Below are 16,333 nucleotides of genomic sequence, written 5' to 3'. Positions count from 1 at the left end.
TTTTTGCCGTTCCAACAGAAACTGATGGAGGTGGTAAAGAGGTAATGGCAAAGAAAAAGATCAGTACGCTGCTCGTTGCTCTATTGATCATGATGCAGTGGCTGTATGCATTCGGCTTAACGCCGCAAGTCAACGCAGCCCCGATTTCCAGCAACATTATCGATAGCGTAACGATGGCGGTGTACGACAAGTCCGGGAACGTGGTAACGGATGACGTTTACGAGCCGGGCTCGAAGGTGAAATTGGACTACACCTGGTCCCTGCCTAACGGCCACGGATACAAGAACGGAGATACCTACACGTTCAAGCTTCCGGAGCAATTCAAGCTTTACAACGATATCCCTGACCAGCCGCTTATTTCAGGCGGCGAAGCGATTGGGAAATTCAAGGTCTACAAGGACAGCCACGAGGTTGTCATGACCTTGGAGGCGATCGAAAACCTGGCGGATGTCAAAGGGACTTTGACTTTCCAGACGGCGTTCGATATGCAGGTGATTAACGGCAGCACGACGCAGATTATTAAAATTCCGGTGAAAGGCGGCGAGCAGGTCTTTACGCTGCACTTTAAGCCGAATGTAACTTCGACCATCGGGAAAAGCGGCGTGCCGAAAGGCTACAATGCGAAAAGCATCGACTGGACGGTCGATGTGAACAAAGAGCTGGCCGCTGTGCAAAACGCGGTCGTAACCGATCCGATTCCAGCCGGGCTGGGTGTTCCGGTCACCGTCGCCGTATACGAGCTAAGCGTAAGCTTGGACGGCAAGGTCGTTCAGGGTGCGCCGGTGGACGGCAGCAAATACAGCATGAGCACGGACGGCAATGTATTGAAGCTCAGCTTTAATGAAAGTCCGATTCGGACGGCATACCGTATTCAGTACACGACGCCGGTTACCAGCGAGGACCAGACTTCCTTCGTGAACAAGGCGACATTTGAAGGAAGCAACAAGCAGCCGGCCAGCGCTACGGCTACCGTTACGGTACAGCGCGGCACGGCTCTGGACAAAACGTCGACGAAATACGATCCCAATACGCAAACGATCGATTGGGAAATCAAGTACAATTACAACGAGAAGACGATCAGTCAGGCCAACGCTTTCTTGACGGATTTGTTCAACGATACGCAGGATTTGGTAGCGGGCTCCCTCCATGTCTATCAAGTGACGATCGACTCGAAGGGAAGCGAGATCCTCGGAGCTGAGCTGCCTGCAGCAAGCTACAAGGTAACTCCGGAGACTGCGACCAAAAGCAACGGCTTTAAACTGCAGTTCCTGCAGGACATCTCGTCCGCTTACAAAATCAAATATCAAACCAAAGCCAATCATCGCGTATTCGACGGCACGAAGATCACGAACAAGGTAACTTCCGGCAGCGGAGACAGCGATACGGCTACGCGCGACATCAATCAGGTGATTATTACCAAGGGCGTCAAGGCCGTAGACTACAATGCCAAAACGGCAGCCTGGAGCATTACGCTAAACAAGGACAACGAGCCGATGACCAACGTGGTCGTGACGGAAAGCTTCCCTAACAAGGGTATGCGTCTCATCCCGGGATCGCTGACTGTTAATGAAGGAAACAAGCCGATGGACGCGGCGGATTACACCGTGGACGCTTCCGTACCGGCCGAGCAAGGCTTTAAAATTACGTTTAACCGGGCGTTGTACGGACAGGTGACAATTACTTACAGCACCGAGTTCAACATGGATTGGCTCGGCAACAACGCGACGAATTTCCTGAACAAAGCTTCGGTCGTATGGGTCGACGGCAATTCCAAAGAACAGACAAAGACGGTTTCCGCCACGTTCGATCCAAGGAACGAAGTGAAAAACAACGGGTTTAAGAACGGCGTCTATGACGCTTCGCTGAAGCAGATTACATGGACGGTCGGCGTGAACTATAACGGCAAGACGCTTGCCGGGGCAGTCGTTCAAGATACGCTGGAGTCCGGGCAGAAGCTGCTCGACAACTCGCTTGCCGTCTACACCATGAATATTGCGGCCAACGGCAATCCGTCGCAGGGAACCGTTGTCGACAGCACGTATTACAACTATACGGTCGACAAAGACAACAAGCTGACCGTGACTTTCCTGAAGCCTATTTCGGCTCCGTATTACATTGTCTTTAAGACCAGCCTTGAAGGAAAGCTGATTGACACTAAAGTAAACAACACGGCAACCGTCTTCGATGGAAAAACGCCGGTATCGAAAAATTTGACGGCTTCCGTCAACATTCCGCACGGCGGCGAATACTTGAACAAGAGCGGCACTCAAAACGGCGATAAAATCAATTGGACGATTCTCATCAACCGCGGACAATCCACGGTAACCAATGCCAAAATTGTCGATACGCCATCCGAGAACCAGCTTCTGCTGCCGGGTACGTTCAAATTGTTTACAACCAAAGTAGACGCTGGCGGTACGGTTTCCAAGGGAACCGAACTGGTTAAAGACGTAGATTATTCGCTGGAAATCAAGACGGACGACGACGGGAAGCAGAGCTTTGAATTAAGCTTCCTGAAAAAACTGTCTACCGCAGCGATTCTGGAATATCAATCTTTAATCGTTGCGAAAGATCAGGATAAGGTCTCCAACAAAATCGCATTTACGGGCAATAACGAAACTACGGTAACCAAGGATACATCCACCAGCATCGTCGTTGGAGTCAGCAGCGGCTCCGGTACGATCGGCGGGGTCAGAGGATCGCTTACCGTCGTGAAAGTGGACGCAGCGGATAATAAGACCCGTCTTGGCGGGGCAACCTTTGAGCTTTACCGGAAATCCGGCTCGGATAAGGTACTTGTCGGCACGCTGACAACCGATGCGAGCGGGACTGCATTATTCAAGAAATTGCTCGCCGGGGAATATTTCGTGAAGGAAACGGCGGCGCCGGACGGCTATGTGCTCGATTCCAAAGAATATCCGGTCTCGATCAATAGCGCAGACGGCTTTCAATTAACCGTCGCCAACGCCAAGCCTGCCACACCGAAGCCTCCGGTCATCAAAGGCTCGTTGACGGTGAAAAAGGTAGATTCGGCGAAGACCGATCTGCTGCTCAACGGCGCAACCTTCGAGCTGTATGAGAAGAAAGGCGCAAGCTTGACGCTGATCGGCACGAAAACGACGGATGCGAGCGGAACGGTTTCTTTCGATAAGCTGCCCGTAGGAGACTACGCGGTGAAGGAAACATCGGCTCCGGACGGCTATGTGCTTGATTCGAAAGAGCGTCCGGTCTCGATCCAAAACACTGACAATGTGAAGCTGACCGTCACAAACGATAAGGTCACGCCTAAGCCGCCAATTCCGCCGGTCATTCAAGGCTCGCTGACGGTGAAAAAGGTAGATTCGGCACAAAACGAGATGCTGCTCAGCGGCGCGACCTTCGAGCTGTACGAGAAAAAAGGCGCAAGCTTGACGCTCGTCAGCACGAAAACGACGGATGCGAGCGGAACAGTCGTATTCGATAAACTGCCCGCAGGAGATTACGTCGTGAAGGAAACGGCGGCTCCGACAGGCTATGTGCTCGATTCCAAAGAGCATCCGGTCTCGATTCAAACGACTGACAACGTGACGCTTACGATCACCAACAATAAGGTTACCACGACTAATCCGCCGACAACGCCGACAGTTCAAGGCTCGTTGACGGTGAAAAAGGTAGACTCGGCGCAAAACGAGCTGCTGCTCAGCGGCGCGACCTTCGAGCTCTATGAGAAGAAAGGCGACAGCTTGACGCTCATCGGCACGAAAACGACGGATGCGAGCGGAACAGTCGTGTTCGATAAGCTGTCTACAGGCGATTACGTCGTGAAGGAAACGGCGGCTCCGACAGGCTATGTGCTCGATTCCAAGGAGCATCCGATTTCGATTCAAACCGCGGACGGGCATACGTTAACGATAACTAACGCGAAATCGTCGTCTTCGTCCGATTCGTCAGGTTCGTCGGGTTCTACATCACCGACAACACCAACAACGCCGACGACAAATACATCGACAACGACGCCGAATAATCCGGCACCTGGAGGAGTTCAACCGGACGGCAATAAACCGAACGGCCAGGAAACAATCGATAGCAATACTCAGGTGCCGTTAGGCCCGCCGACGGTTGACCGTCCGCAGAATGGGGATAAAACACCCCCGCCGGATCAGCCGAAAATCCCGGAAAAACCGGACGGTAACGAAACGATCGACCTCGTGAACCGGGAAGTGCCGCTTGGTAACCCGCCGAGCGACAAAACCAAAAAAGAAACACTGCCGAAAACGGGAGAATCCAGCCCTGTTTACATCCAACTGGCTGGTGCTGCTTTGATCGTTCTTGGATTTATGCTGCGTCGTAAATTTATGAAGAATACCTAAAAAACTCATCCTAACGCGCGCCTCTTCCGGTGCGCGTTAGGCCGCTTGATAGGACGAAGGAGGGAGCTTGGATGATCAAAAGAACGCTGCCGATCTTGTGTATTTTTCTGGGAATCGCGATTTTTCTGTACCCTACGATCATGGATCGCTATGAGATCTACCGGCAGCAGCAAATGATGGACCAGTGGACGGAAACCTTGAAGCGTATCGATCAAGCGACCGAAACCGCAGTTCCAAAGCAGAATACGCTGAATCCCGTTCCGGTATCGGCAGTCGTTCCTCCCGATCCCGCTCCTGCATTCGAAACGCCTGCGGACAGTCAGCCGCAGCCTTCGAATGCTGACCCGGACCCTTTGCAAGGAAAGCCCATCGAGGGAATTTTAATCATCGACAAGATTAAACTGAAGCTGCCGATTATAACGGACGCAACCGTAAACAATCTGAAGCTTTCCGTCGCAAGCATCGCAGGTACCGGAAAGGCCGGCGCCGTAGGGAATTATGCCATTGCCGGACATCGCAACTTCACGTACGGCAAAAATTTCAACCGGCTGGATGAGGTCGACAAAGGAGATATCGTCGAAGTCGATACAGGAAAACAGCAGTACCGGTATGAGGTCCAAGAGAAACAATACGTTCTTCCCGAGGACGTCTGGGTGTTGAAAGGCAACGGCAAAGACAAGGAAATTACGTTAATCACCTGTCATCCTATGGAAAACCCGACACACCGTCTCATTGTGAAAGGGAAATTGATAGAAAAACAATAATATGGTATGCTAGAAGCATAAAAAAATATTTTCGGTGCTTTCAACCGATAAAGGCAAACCTAACGAAAGTTGGGGACGCAAAGCTACAGGGCCTTCCTTAGTGCAACTAAGATGGCAGCCAGTTACCGAAAGGAGAGCTTTTTTATGTTCAAAAAGCTTTTGGCGATGACATTCATCACAACTTTGCTGCTGGCAGCACCAAAAGGAACATATGCCGCAACCGAAAACTACCAAATCGACCGAACCGCTCTGGATAAAGGTCTCATCGCGGTGAATTACACGCAAAATACCGATACCAAGACGATTGTTCGCATATCGAAGGGCAATGATAACTACGACTATACCCTGACGAACGGGGCGCACTATCCATTGCAGCGAGGCAATGGCACATATAGCGTCCTGATCGCGCAGTTAATGAGCGATAATAAATATAAAGTCGTTTCGAAAGAAAGCATCGAGCTGAAATTGGATAACGAAAATGCGGTTTTCGTCCAATCGATTCCGCTTATTAACTGGAACAGCAATACGAAAGCCGTTGTCCAGATGAACAAGCTGACGAATGCCGCCATGACGGATATGGAAAAAACGGCGGCAATTTATGCTTACATCACGCAAAACATCCAGTACGATTACGAGAAGGCTCAGTCGGTCAAACCCGGTTATGTTCCTGACCTGGATGCCGTTTACGACTCGGCGAAAGGAATTTGCTACGATTACGCGGCATTGTTCGCGGCGATGGCCAGAAGTCAAAATATCCCGACCCGCCTGATGATGGGATATGAAGCCTCGGCTCCGACGACATACCATGCGTGGAATCAAGTTTTCTTAAATGGGCAATGGGTCACGATCGATACGACGTACGACGCCGCCCGCGTGCAAAACGGCGAAAACACCCCGATGATCAAAAATGCGGCCGATTACACGATTACTCAGGTCTATTAGTTCGTTATTAAGAACAAAATTAAACGCTATTACGAACACTAACCGTATTCGCTGGAATACGGTTTTTCTTTGTTCATTTTTGTAAACCGATATTGACAGCAATAACCCGAGGAGGTATGATCCAAATACAAGTTTTTCTATTGGAATTAACAACATAGAGGAGGCTTTCGCCATGCATCGTTCCGTTAACAAAAAGAAAACGTTATTCCCGCTCGCAGCCATCAGCTTATCGGCGGCTCTGCTCTACTCCGGACTGTACGGCGGTACCGCGGTTCGTGCGGAAGCGGTCACCACTCCCGCGGCAGTATCGTCTCCCTCTGCTGCGGCTTATAAAGCCTTTTTGCAGAACCAGTACAAGATCGAGCTGCCGGCTGCGCCTACGAAGGGCGAATTTATTCAGGACGTGGCGAAGGCGTTGAAGCTCGGCAACTCCTCTGCCGGGGAGAACCGGTTTAACGATCTGAAGCCCGAGGACCCTGCGTATGCGGCTGCTCAGGCTTTGGCCGAGAAGGGCGTTTTGTCGGGCGGAACGCTGCAGGCGGTAGCTCCTCTCACGGAAGATGCAGCGGTCTATATTGCGCTGAAAGCCGCTGATTTGAAGGAGCTCGCCTATACATACCCCGAAGCGAAAATCCAGTCGGCGCTGCGCAAGCTCGGCATCGACTATCCAGGCAATCCGAAATTGTCACTGCAAGCGGCGCAGGAGCTGGCGGCGGCCGTGGACACGGGCCTGCTCCCTGCCGCATGGCACAGCTCGTTCGGACTCGGCGACGCGGCATCCGGCGATTTTGCCGCCGATCTGCTCGGCAGCGTCCTGTCGTTCAAAGGCGCTTACAAGCACACGATCGGCTCCGTGGCCGACGCAGATATTTTCGCCAAGCTGTACCAAGCGTATCAAACGCAGGATCTGATTCAGGTGAAAGAGCTGCAAGCCATCGTCGACGAAGCGCTGAAGCTGAACCTGATCACCGGCTACAATCTGAAGGATTCCCGCTACAGCGCGAACTTCGATCCGAAGCTGTCGCTTACCTACGGGCACGACGATATTACGCACGCCGTGCAATTGATCGGACTGCTGCGCAGCGAGGGCTTGAACGCCAAAGTGCAGCTGGAGCCGAAAACGTCGGCCTTCGTCTACCTGAAGGAGTGGGGCGAGCCGAAGCAAACGGACAGCTACAAGGTCGTGCAGATCGAGAACGGCAACTACATCGCCTATGCGAAGGAATATGACATTGCCTTCGAATTCGATACGGCAGAGCAAAAAGCGAAGTTTCAGGACGTGATTTTCCAATACGCCAAAAAGAACAGCGAAGACGCCAAAGGCCTGATCGCCAGCTCTTGGTGGCAGCCGCTCTACTATTCGTTCACCCCGATCGACGCGTACAAGGAAATCTCGAACAATAAGCTGACCGAAGGCCACTATTATGCGCAGACATTCTCCTTGTCGGATAAAACCGGGGAGATCGCATCCGGCCTGCAAAAGATCCATCCGGACGCCAAAGTGGAGTCCTACCGCTTTTGGGTCGATGAGCCGTTCTACAACTATTTGCTCGGCGGTTATAAATAAATCAATGTTAATCGCGCCTTAGAGAAAGGGACATGGAGGGCTTCGCAGCCCCGCCATGCCCCTTCCCTGTTTTATACGCTTTACTTGTTCCCGGCCGTCTGCGGCTTCGCGCCTTCTTCGTGCGGCAATCCCTCTTCCCGCCAGCGGATATACCCGCCGCTCAAGTTAATCACCTCTTTGATCCCGCCGGCCTGCAGCACGCTTGCGGCGATGGCCGAACGCGCGCCCGAACGGCACTGTAGCAAGACCGGCTTATCCCGTGGAATTTCGCTCAAACGGCCGGGCAAGGTGCCCAGCATGAGATGCCGCGCCCCGGGAATACGTCCTTCCAGCCATTCGCTCCAGCTCCGTACGTCCACCAGATGCACGTCCCCCGCTTCCACCTTCCCGGCCATCTCGGACGGGGTCGCTTCAGCATACGACTCTAGGCGCGAGGAAGCGTCTGTGCTAAGCTTGCCCGCATCCATATAGCCCGCCACGTTGTCGATGCCGATGGATCGGAGCGCGGTCAAGATGTCCGGCCATTGGTCCGGCTTCGCCAATACCGCCAGCGGACGCTCGTAATCGACCAGCCAGCCGGCCCAGTTCGGGAACGATTTGTTATACGGAATATTGATCGTCCCTTGCAAATGTCCTTTGGCGAACTCCTGGGCAGGGCGGGTATCGATCACCGCAGCACCCGCCTCACACAAGGCGGTTAACGCTTCCAGCGATCCCAATTCCGCCACCGCCGCAAGGCGGCTCAGCAGCTCCGGTCCCTTCCGGTTCACCTGCTTCATCACGGCAAAATAACGCGGTGGCTCGGGCTGACCGTCAAGCAGCACCTGAACGAATGCCTCTTCATCCGTATAAGACAGCGCCGGGTTGAACCGCTTCTCGTAGCCGACGGTGGAGGACGGCACCGCGCCGAGCGACTTGCCGCATGCGCTGCCTGCCCCGTGCGCCGGCCACACCTGCAGGTAATCCGGCAGCCCCTTGAATTGCTGGAGAGAACGGAACATCGCCCGGGCTCCGGCCTCGGACGTGCCGCGAAGGCCGGCCGCTTTTTCCAGCAGGTCCGGCCTGCCGACATCGCCCACAAAGACGAAGTCCCCCGTGAAAATGCCCATCGGTTCGTCGGCGCCCCCGCCGAGATCGGTCAGCAGCAGCGAAATGCTTTCCGGCGTATGGCCCGGCGTATGCAGAACCTCAAACGACAGGTTGCCGACCGCAAACCGGTCCCCGTGCTTGACGAGCCGGCACTCCGCCTCTTCCGCGTACCGGTACCGCCAATCGTCGCCACCCTCGTCCGACAGATACAGCTTTGCGCCATGCGCGACGCCAAGCTCGCGGGCCCCCGAGACGAAGTCGGCATGAATATGGGTTTCCGTAGCGGCAACAATGCGCAGCCCTTCCGCTTCGGCGGTCCGCAAGTAAGGCGCTGGGTGGCGGCCGGGGTCGATCACGATCGCTTCGCCCGTCCTTTGGCAGCCGACCAGATAAGAAGCGTGAGCCAGTTTGTCGTCGTAAAAATACCGCAGCAGCATAGTTCTTCCCCCTTTAAAAAAATTTGCTTATTGGGATTTGCCTCGCTACATCCGTCCTTTTAGCATGCCGTTCCAGTACATGACGGGCAGCAGATTTTTCTTCAGCAAGTACATGCTGAGCCGCTCCTTCGATTGGTCGAACGGGAACGTTTCCTGCGGCGTCAGGTTATAATCGAACTCGGCCAGCACCAGCCGATTGTACCCGGTAACCAGCGGGCAGGACGTATAACCGTCGTAGCTTGCGGCCAGCGGCGCGCCTTGGAGGAACGCCAGCACGTTCCGTTCGACGACCGGAGCCTGCTTGCGGATGGCGGCGCCGGTTTTGGACGTCGGCAAATTTGAGCAATCCCCCAGGCCGAACACATTCGGGTACGCCTTATGCTGCAAGGTGGAAGGATCGACGTCGACCCAGCCTCCCTTGTCGGCGAGCGGACTTTCGCGGATAAACGCCGGCGCTTGCATCGGCGGCGTAACGTGAATCATGTCGTAGGAGAGGACTTCCTGTTCCTTCGTGCCCAGATGCTCGAACACCGCTTGCTTGGCCCCCGGACGCAGCTCGATCAGATGGGTCCGGTACTTCGTCTCGATCTTTTTCCGCCGGATGACTTGCTCCAGCGTGCGCGCATATTTGGGAACGTCGAAGATGACGTCCTTGGCCGAGGCGAATATAACGTTCGACCGGTCGCGCACCCCCGATTTTCGGAAATAGTCGTCCGCCAAATACATGATTTTTTGCGGCGCGCCGCCGCATTTGACCGGCGTATTCGGATGCGTGAAGATCGCGGTCCCGCCTTGAAAATTCCGGATCGCGTCCCACGTGCTGCCTACCGTCTCGTACGAATAATTGCTGCATACGCCGTCAAGGCCCTTGGCTTCCTTCAAGCCTTTGATCCGTCCCCAGTCGATTTCCAGCCCTGCCGCCACTACGAGGCAATCGTAGCTGACGGTCCTTCCCGGCTGCGTCAGGAGCCGGTTGTCCTCCGGGGCAAACGACACGACTGCCTCTTGAATCCAGTCGACGCCGTCCGGAATGAGCGAGGCCATGTCCCGCTCCGTCTCCTCCTTCTTCGCCGCACCTGCGCCGACCAGGGTCCACAGAGGCTGGTAATAATGCTTCGCCGCCGGATCGACCAGCGCGATTCGTCCCCGGAGCGCCCGGGAAGCCCGGGCTAAGCGCGCCGCCACGGAAATCCCGGCAGTTCCGGCCCCTACGATCACAACGGAATAATGCTCTGGAGCTGTCATAATCATCCTCCCGCTTACGTGTTAGGGTTGCCCCTCGAATGCCTGCTGCTGTTCTTGCGGTGCGATTTCCATCAACGCCAGTGTACTGCCGGGCCGCTCCTTGCGCCATAGGGGAACTCCCCTACGGACGCCGTTCAAAGCGCCAGCTCCAGATAGTTGTTTTTGATCGCATATTGGATTAATTCGTGCTTCGTATCCAGCTCCAGCTTTTGCATAATGTTCGTTTTATGGTTTTCCACCGTTTTGACGCTGATGGACAATTGCTCGGCGATTTCTTTGTTGGCGTAGCCCAGCACGGTCAGGCGGACGATCTGCTTCTGTCGAGTCGTGAGAGGAGACGGCTGCCGCTCCTCATCGGCATGCATCCACCGCCTGACGGTATCGTCTGAAACAGAGGTTTTATAAAAGCGCTTGCCCTGAACGACTTCGACAATCGCCTGGTGCAGCAGTTCGCCGTGACTGTTCTTCAGAATGTACCCGTCGGCCTCCACCTGAACGGACTGCCGGACGAAAATCTCTTCGTCGTGCATGGTCAAAATGACCGTCTTGACGGAAGGATGCCGCCTGCGGATTTCCCGGCAAGCGGCGAAGCCGTCCAGCCCGCTGGGCATCGACAAGTCCATCACGACGACATCCGGCTTCAGCCGACCCGTCATGTCGACGGCTTCATACCCGTCTTGGCTTTCGCCGACGATTTCAAGCTCGGGGTAGCCTTCCAGCAGCATGCGAAGTCCCTTGCGGACCATCGTGTGGTCGTCAACCAACAGTACGCGTATCATGCTCTTCCGCCTCCTTGTACGGTACTCTGACTTGGATGGCGGTCCCTTCTCCGGGAAGAGACCGGATGTGCAGCCGCCCTTCCATTTGGTCGGCCCGCTCTTCCATGTGCTTGAGTCCGAGTCCTTCCTCCACCCGGTCGCGGATAAATCCGATACCGTTATCCTGTACCGTTAACACGAGCTCGGCTCCTTCGCGGTACAAAATCACTTCCATGAGTGTGGCTTGCGAATACTTCAAAGCATTGTGCAGCGCCTCTTGAATGATCCGGTACAGATGGATTTCCAGAGTCGGCTTCAGCCGGTGGCCGACTTGGCTGTGGCTGAACGTCAGCTGCCGATCGGGATGCGCTTTGTTCAAGGTGGAGACGAGATGGCTCACCGTCGGAATGAGACCGAGCCGGTCCAGACTGTGGGGGCGAAGCTGAAGCGAATAGAGCTTGACATCGCGGATGACCTTTTCCAGTTCGTCTACGATCTCCTGCATATAGCTCCCCCATGCCTCCTCCTGATGCTTCGTCCGGGAGCGGATCGCCTGAAGGCCCACCGACACGGAATATAACGACTGCCCGACACCGTCGTGCAGCTCCTGAGCGAGCCGTTTGCGCTCGTTTTCCTGGGCTTCCAGCGTCTTTTGCAGCACCATTTTGGAAATTCTCGCTTCTTCCTCCTTCCGCTTGGCGGTCAAATCCTTCAGAACCAGCAGTACTTCCTGCCGCTTCTGCGCCGCATTCTCGTAAATGACGGCCGTGCTCATTTCCATTTCCACCAGACCGCCTTCATAGGTCGGCATCGAGGACAGAAAGTACGGGACCTCCCGTTTAGCCAGCAGATAGCAGCGCTCTTCCCCCGGCTCCAGCGCTCTGGTTTGACAGTAGGAGCAGTACGGCACATGTCCGCCTTCGCTCCAGCCGGTAATTCGTTCGGCCGACGGATTCATCATCACAATCCTGCGCTCTTGATCCATCACAATGATCCCGTCCTGCAGGTGCGTGTAAATTTGCTTTAAATAATCGTTTTGATCCATAAGAGCAACCTCGCAAAATATGGAAATAATATTATTTATTTTCCTTTTTTATGTGTGATGCGTCAAATTGGCGGCAAAAAAAAGCAGCAAGCCTTTCCCAGAACGTTCTCTTGAGAAAGGCTTGCTGCATAAGTTAAGCGATAAATTTTAAGGTCAGGTCATTCCGGCAAAGCGAGCTTGCCCATGACGGTCGGACGTGAAGCGCCGGTCGCAGACGGCAGTTGGTTCGGAATGCCGTGCAGGAAATTGTTCGCGAACAAGGCGAACGCGATCGCTTCCTTGGCATCGCCGGAGATGCCGAACGCATCCGACGTGAGCACCCGCTGCTCCGGCAGCAGCCCGGCAAGCATGCGCAGCAGTGTCCGGTTGTGCGCCCCGCCGCCGGACACGATCACTTCGTCCGCCCGGCAGGCGGGGAAGACGAAGTCGCGGTAGCCCGCGGCAATGGAGCGCGCGGTGAAGGCCGTGAACGTGGCGACGATGTCCGCGTCCGCGAGCCCCAGCCGCCGCGCTTCGCCGATCCACTCTGCGGCGTACGGCTTGCCGAACATTTCGCGGCCCGTCGTCTTCACGGGCTTCAGCGCGAAGTACGGATGGCTCAGCATCCGGTCTACGAGCGAGTCATCTGCCCGCCCTTGCGCCGCCCAAGCGCCTCCGTCGTCATAGCTCTTCGCCCCGCCGGACAGCTGATAGACGGCTTCGTCGATCAGCATGTTGCCCGGCCCTGTATCGAAGGCGATGACGTCCTCCGGCAGAGCGCCGGCCGGGATGGCGGTGCAGTTGCCGATGCCGCCGATATTTTGCGCGATGCGGCCCTTGTCCGCGTCCCGGAACAGGATGAAATCGGCGTACGGCACGAGCGGCGCACCTTGCCCGCCGACCGCCATATCGGCGGTCCGATAGTCGCCGACGACCGGTTTGCCCGTCAGCTTGGCGATCACCGACAAATCGCCGATTTGCAGCGTCGAGCGGATCTGGTGCCATTCGCTCGGGTCGGCCTCGGGAATATGCCACACCGTCTGGCCGTGCGAGCTGACGAGGTCGATCTCGTCCATCGGCAGCCGCGCTTCCGCAGCGGCCAGCCGCACCGCTTCCGCGAAGATGCGGCCGAGATAAAAGTTCATGCCGCATACCATCGCCACATTCGAGCGGTCGAGGCTGCACAGCTCCTTCAGCTTCTCGCGGAGTGTATCGTCGTAAGGCACCGCGGTGTAATGAACGAGCTCGACCTTCGTATCGAGGCCCTGGCCCGCGATGCGGACGATCGCGGCATCGACGCCGTCGAGCGACGTGCCGGACATCAGCCCGACGACCAGCCGCTGCGGCTTGCGGAAGTAGGACGCTAGCATGGCCCGTCCGCCCCCCATCCCGCCGGATAGGCTTCGCTGATCGTGACCGGCAGCCTGCCCCACATCGGGATCGCGCCTGTCAGCCCCTTGGCCGCACTATCCAGCGCAAGCGGCCTCGATTCGTACACGGCCGCATAGGTCGACACGTCCGGGAATTCGCGCAAATCGTACGGATTGCGCAGCGCGACCACAACCGGGCGCTTGCCCAGCGATCGCAGCGCTTCGATCAACCGGACCTGCCCGGGGAAGAAGGACGCGTTGTATGTGCCCACGACGACCTGCCCGAACGGCTTGACTTGCATCAACAACGCTTGCAGCGCCTCGCCGTCCGGAGATACGGGAATGATCCGTTCGATAACGTCCAGCCCTTGCGCGGCCAGCGCTTTTCCGAGCGTATGCGGAATTTCGACGGCTTCGTCGGCAATCGAGGTCGCGACCGCCGACGTATGAATGACCAGCGTCGGAATGCGCCGCAGCGGCAGCAGCCGCTCCTCGTCTTTAACCAGCGTCACGCTGGCCTCGCCGATCCGCCGGGCCGTCTGCCGGTGCGCCTCGCAGCCGACGAGGCGGAGCGCCGCTTCATGCGACTCCGTCCCGGCGGCCAGCCGCTTCCGCTTCAGCGCAAGCAGCCTGCGGACCGACGCGTCGATCCGCTCCTCGCTGATCCGCCCGGAGCGGACCGCCTCCAGCAGCGCGTCGAGGGCGCCTTCCTGCTGCTCGCGGCTGTGGCTGATCAAGACGATGTCGGCGCCCGCCTCCACGGCCATAACCGCCGCCTGCACCGTGCCGTAATGAGCGGCAATCGCCTGCATCTCCATGCAATCCGTCACGATGACGCCGTCGAAGCCGAGCTCCTCCCGCAGCAGTCCCGTCAGCACGCGGCGGGATAAGGTCGCGGGCAGCCGCTCCGGCTCGAACGCCGGAAACACGATGTGCGACGACATGACCGCATCGACGCCTGCGGCAACGGCGCGCCGGAACGGCACCAGCTCAACCGCTTCGATGCGCTCGCGCGAATGCGGGATTGTCGGCAGGTCGAGATGCGAATCCGTCGCGGTGTCGCCATGTCCCGGAAAATGCTTCGCCGTGGCCGACACACCCGCGTCCTGAAAGCCGCGGATCGAAGCCGCTCCGTACTCCGCAACGGCCTCCGGAGCTTCGCCGAAGGAGCGCACCCCGATCACCGGATTGGCCGGATTGTTGTTGATATCCAGATCCGGCGCAAAATTCATGTTGACGCCGAGCGCCCGCAGCTCCCGGCCCGCAACGAGAGCCGCTTCGTAGGCCGCCTTCACCGAGCCCCCGGCGGCAATCGCCATCGCTCCCGGCATTAGCGCGACGCCTTCCGTTATACGCGCCACCATGCCGCCTTCCTGATCGATGGAAATCCACAGCGGAGCCGTCCCCGCCCGCTGCGCCGCCTCCTGCAGCTTACCGGTCAAAGCCGCGACCTGCGCCGTGCTCTGCACATTGCGCGCGAACAAAATAACGCCGCCGATTCGCCGCCGTTCGATCAGGTCCAAAATGTGCTCGTCCGGTTCCAGGCTGTGAAAGCCTGCCTGGATAAGCTGTCCGACCTTGTCCTCCAACGTCATGCCTGCAAGCTCCATCATGCTTCCCCTCCGTACAACAAATAAGGCCGCCTCGCGTCGTTCCATGCCTTCGCTTGCGCGTCCCATAACGATAAAATCCGGTTCAGCCCCGTCTCCGTATGAATCGAAGTGCGGACCAGATCGCTGCCGGACAAATAGTCGATAAAAGGCTTCTGCCCTTCCTTAAACGGCGGCGTCCATTGAAAATGCGCCGGGTAAAGCGCCGCAACCGTATGCAGCAGATGCAGCGCCGTCGCGACGGAACGGTATGCCGCCGGATCGGTCACGAACAGCTGCACGCCACTGCACAGCTCGCCCTGATACTTCGAGAACGTCGGCGTAAAATGAACCGGCTGCGCGTGCACGCCCGGCAGCCCCAAGCGGTTCACCGCTTCGCCGACCGCGCGCCCGTCCATCCAGGGCGCGCCGAGCAGCTCGAACGGCCGCGTCGTCCCCCGTCCTTCGGACACATTCGTGCCCTCAAACAGGCAGTTCCCCGCATAGACCCGCACCGTATCCATCGTCGGCATATTGGGCGAAGGCATGATCCATGGCAGCCCCGTCGCGGGATATTCCATGTCCCGCTCCCAGCCAAGCAGCGGAACGACCTGCAAATCGCACCGCACAGGCATGTGGCTGTTCACATACTCTGCAAACTCGCCGATGGTCAGCCCCGTGCGGAACGGTACCGCCCACGCGCCGACCATCGATTCGTAGCCCGCCTCCAGCATCCCGCCCTCGCTGACGATCCCGCCGAGCGGATTCGGCCGGTCGAGCACGATCAGCCGTTTTCCGTAAGCCGCGCACGCTTCCATCATGTACACCAGCGTGCTTAAATAGGTGTAAAAGCGCACGCCCAAATCCTGAATGTCGAAAACGACGGCGTCAACACCGTCCATCATCTCTTCCGTGGGCCGCTTGTGGTCCCCATATAAACTAAAGACGGGAATCCCCGTCTTGTCGTCCTTTTCATCGCCGAAGCGGACCCCCGCCTGCCTTTCGCCGCGAATGCCGTGCTCGCAGGCGAACAGCGCCGTCAAAGCCGCCGACTTGAACCCGGCGCACCGGTCGATCACGGATTCGAACCGCCGGTTGATGCCCGTCGGGTTCGTCAGCAGTCCGAAACGCAATCCGAGAAGCTCAGATTCCAGCAGCGAAAGACGATCTGCTCCGGTCTGTACCATCCTCTCCATCGC

At 56.9% G+C, this 16,333-nt stretch carries 11 protein-coding genes and 1 riboswitch; of the genes, 4 read left to right on the top strand and 7 right to left on the bottom strand.

What is annotated here, in order from left to right; translation table 11 throughout:
• The first annotated feature begins 44 nt into the window (after positions 1–44).
• The 4 genes from KQX66_RS06230 (at position 45) to KQX66_RS06215 (ending at position 7,622) form a co-directional block, all read left to right on the top strand.
• Positions 45–4,349 carry a SpaA isopeptide-forming pilin-related protein gene (locus KQX66_RS06230; protein WP_216791009.1) on the top strand — a complete coding sequence of 1,435 codons (4,305 nt, stop codon included), beginning with the start codon at positions 45–47 and terminating at the stop codon, positions 4,347–4,349.
• A gap of 71 nt (positions 4,350–4,420) precedes the next feature.
• Positions 4,421–5,113 (top strand): class D sortase, encoded by a 693-nt coding sequence (locus KQX66_RS06225; RefSeq protein ID WP_216791007.1) that lies wholly within the window; start codon positions 4,421–4,423, stop codon positions 5,111–5,113.
• Between the two features lie 42 nt (positions 5,114–5,155).
• A riboswitch (cyclic di-GMP riboswitch) is annotated at positions 5,156–5,243 on the top strand.
• A 14-nt stretch (positions 5,244–5,257) separates the two neighbouring features.
• Positions 5,258–6,055 carry a transglutaminase-like domain-containing protein gene (locus KQX66_RS06220; RefSeq protein WP_216791005.1) on the top strand — a complete coding sequence of 266 codons (798 nt, stop codon included), beginning with the start codon at positions 5,258–5,260 and terminating at the stop codon, positions 6,053–6,055.
• 172 nt (positions 6,056–6,227) lie between these two features.
• Positions 6,228–7,622, top strand: coding sequence for a hypothetical protein (locus KQX66_RS06215; RefSeq protein ID WP_216791002.1), 1,395 nt, complete (start codon positions 6,228–6,230; stop codon positions 7,620–7,622).
• 80 nt (positions 7,623–7,702) lie between these two features.
• Here the strand turns inward: KQX66_RS06215 and KQX66_RS06210 are convergent, their stop codons facing one another.
• The 7 genes from KQX66_RS06210 to KQX66_RS06180 form a co-directional block, all read right to left on the bottom strand.
• Complete coding sequence (locus KQX66_RS06210) at positions 7,703–9,148, bottom strand: MBL fold metallo-hydrolase (RefSeq protein ID WP_216791000.1); 1,446 nt, start codon at positions 9,146–9,148, stop codon at positions 7,703–7,705.
• 45 nt (positions 9,149–9,193) lie between these two features.
• Positions 9,194–10,393, bottom strand: coding sequence for an NAD(P)/FAD-dependent oxidoreductase (locus KQX66_RS06205; protein ID WP_216790998.1), 1,200 nt, complete (start codon positions 10,391–10,393; stop codon positions 9,194–9,196).
• A 134-nt stretch (positions 10,394–10,527) separates the two neighbouring features.
• On the bottom strand, positions 10,528–11,172 hold the full coding sequence (locus KQX66_RS06200; protein WP_216790996.1) for a response regulator: 645 nt from the start codon (positions 11,170–11,172) through the stop codon (positions 10,528–10,530).
• Complete coding sequence (locus tag KQX66_RS06195) at positions 11,150–12,196, bottom strand: PAS domain-containing sensor histidine kinase (protein WP_216790994.1); 1,047 nt, start codon at positions 12,194–12,196, stop codon at positions 11,150–11,152. Before KQX66_RS06195 ends, KQX66_RS06200 begins: the two co-directional genes overlap by 23 nt.
• Positions 12,197–12,354: 158 nt before the next feature.
• Positions 12,355–13,545, bottom strand: a complete 1,191-nt coding sequence (locus KQX66_RS06190; RefSeq protein ID WP_216790991.1) for an anhydro-N-acetylmuramic acid kinase — start codon at positions 13,543–13,545, stop codon at positions 12,355–12,357.
• A complete protein-coding gene (gene nagZ, locus KQX66_RS06185) occupies positions 13,539–15,158 on the bottom strand; it encodes a beta-N-acetylhexosaminidase (protein WP_306665862.1) in 1,620 nt (539 codons plus the stop codon). The genes KQX66_RS06190 and nagZ overlap by 7 nt, the downstream gene beginning before the upstream one ends.
• Positions 15,155–16,330, bottom strand: coding sequence for an exo-beta-N-acetylmuramidase NamZ family protein (locus KQX66_RS06180; RefSeq protein ID WP_216790989.1), 1,176 nt, complete (start codon positions 16,328–16,330; stop codon positions 15,155–15,157). The genes nagZ and KQX66_RS06180 overlap by 4 nt, the downstream gene beginning before the upstream one ends.
• Positions 16,331–16,333 lie beyond the last annotated feature (3 nt).

This window comes from Paenibacillus oleatilyticus, assembly GCF_018998565.1.
GTDB classification, from domain to species: Bacteria; Bacillota; Bacilli; order Paenibacillales; family NBRC-103111; genus Paenibacillus_G; species Paenibacillus_G oleatilyticus.
The sequence above is the reverse complement of the archived record's forward strand: the minus strand, read 5'-3'. Positions and strand labels throughout refer to the sequence as shown.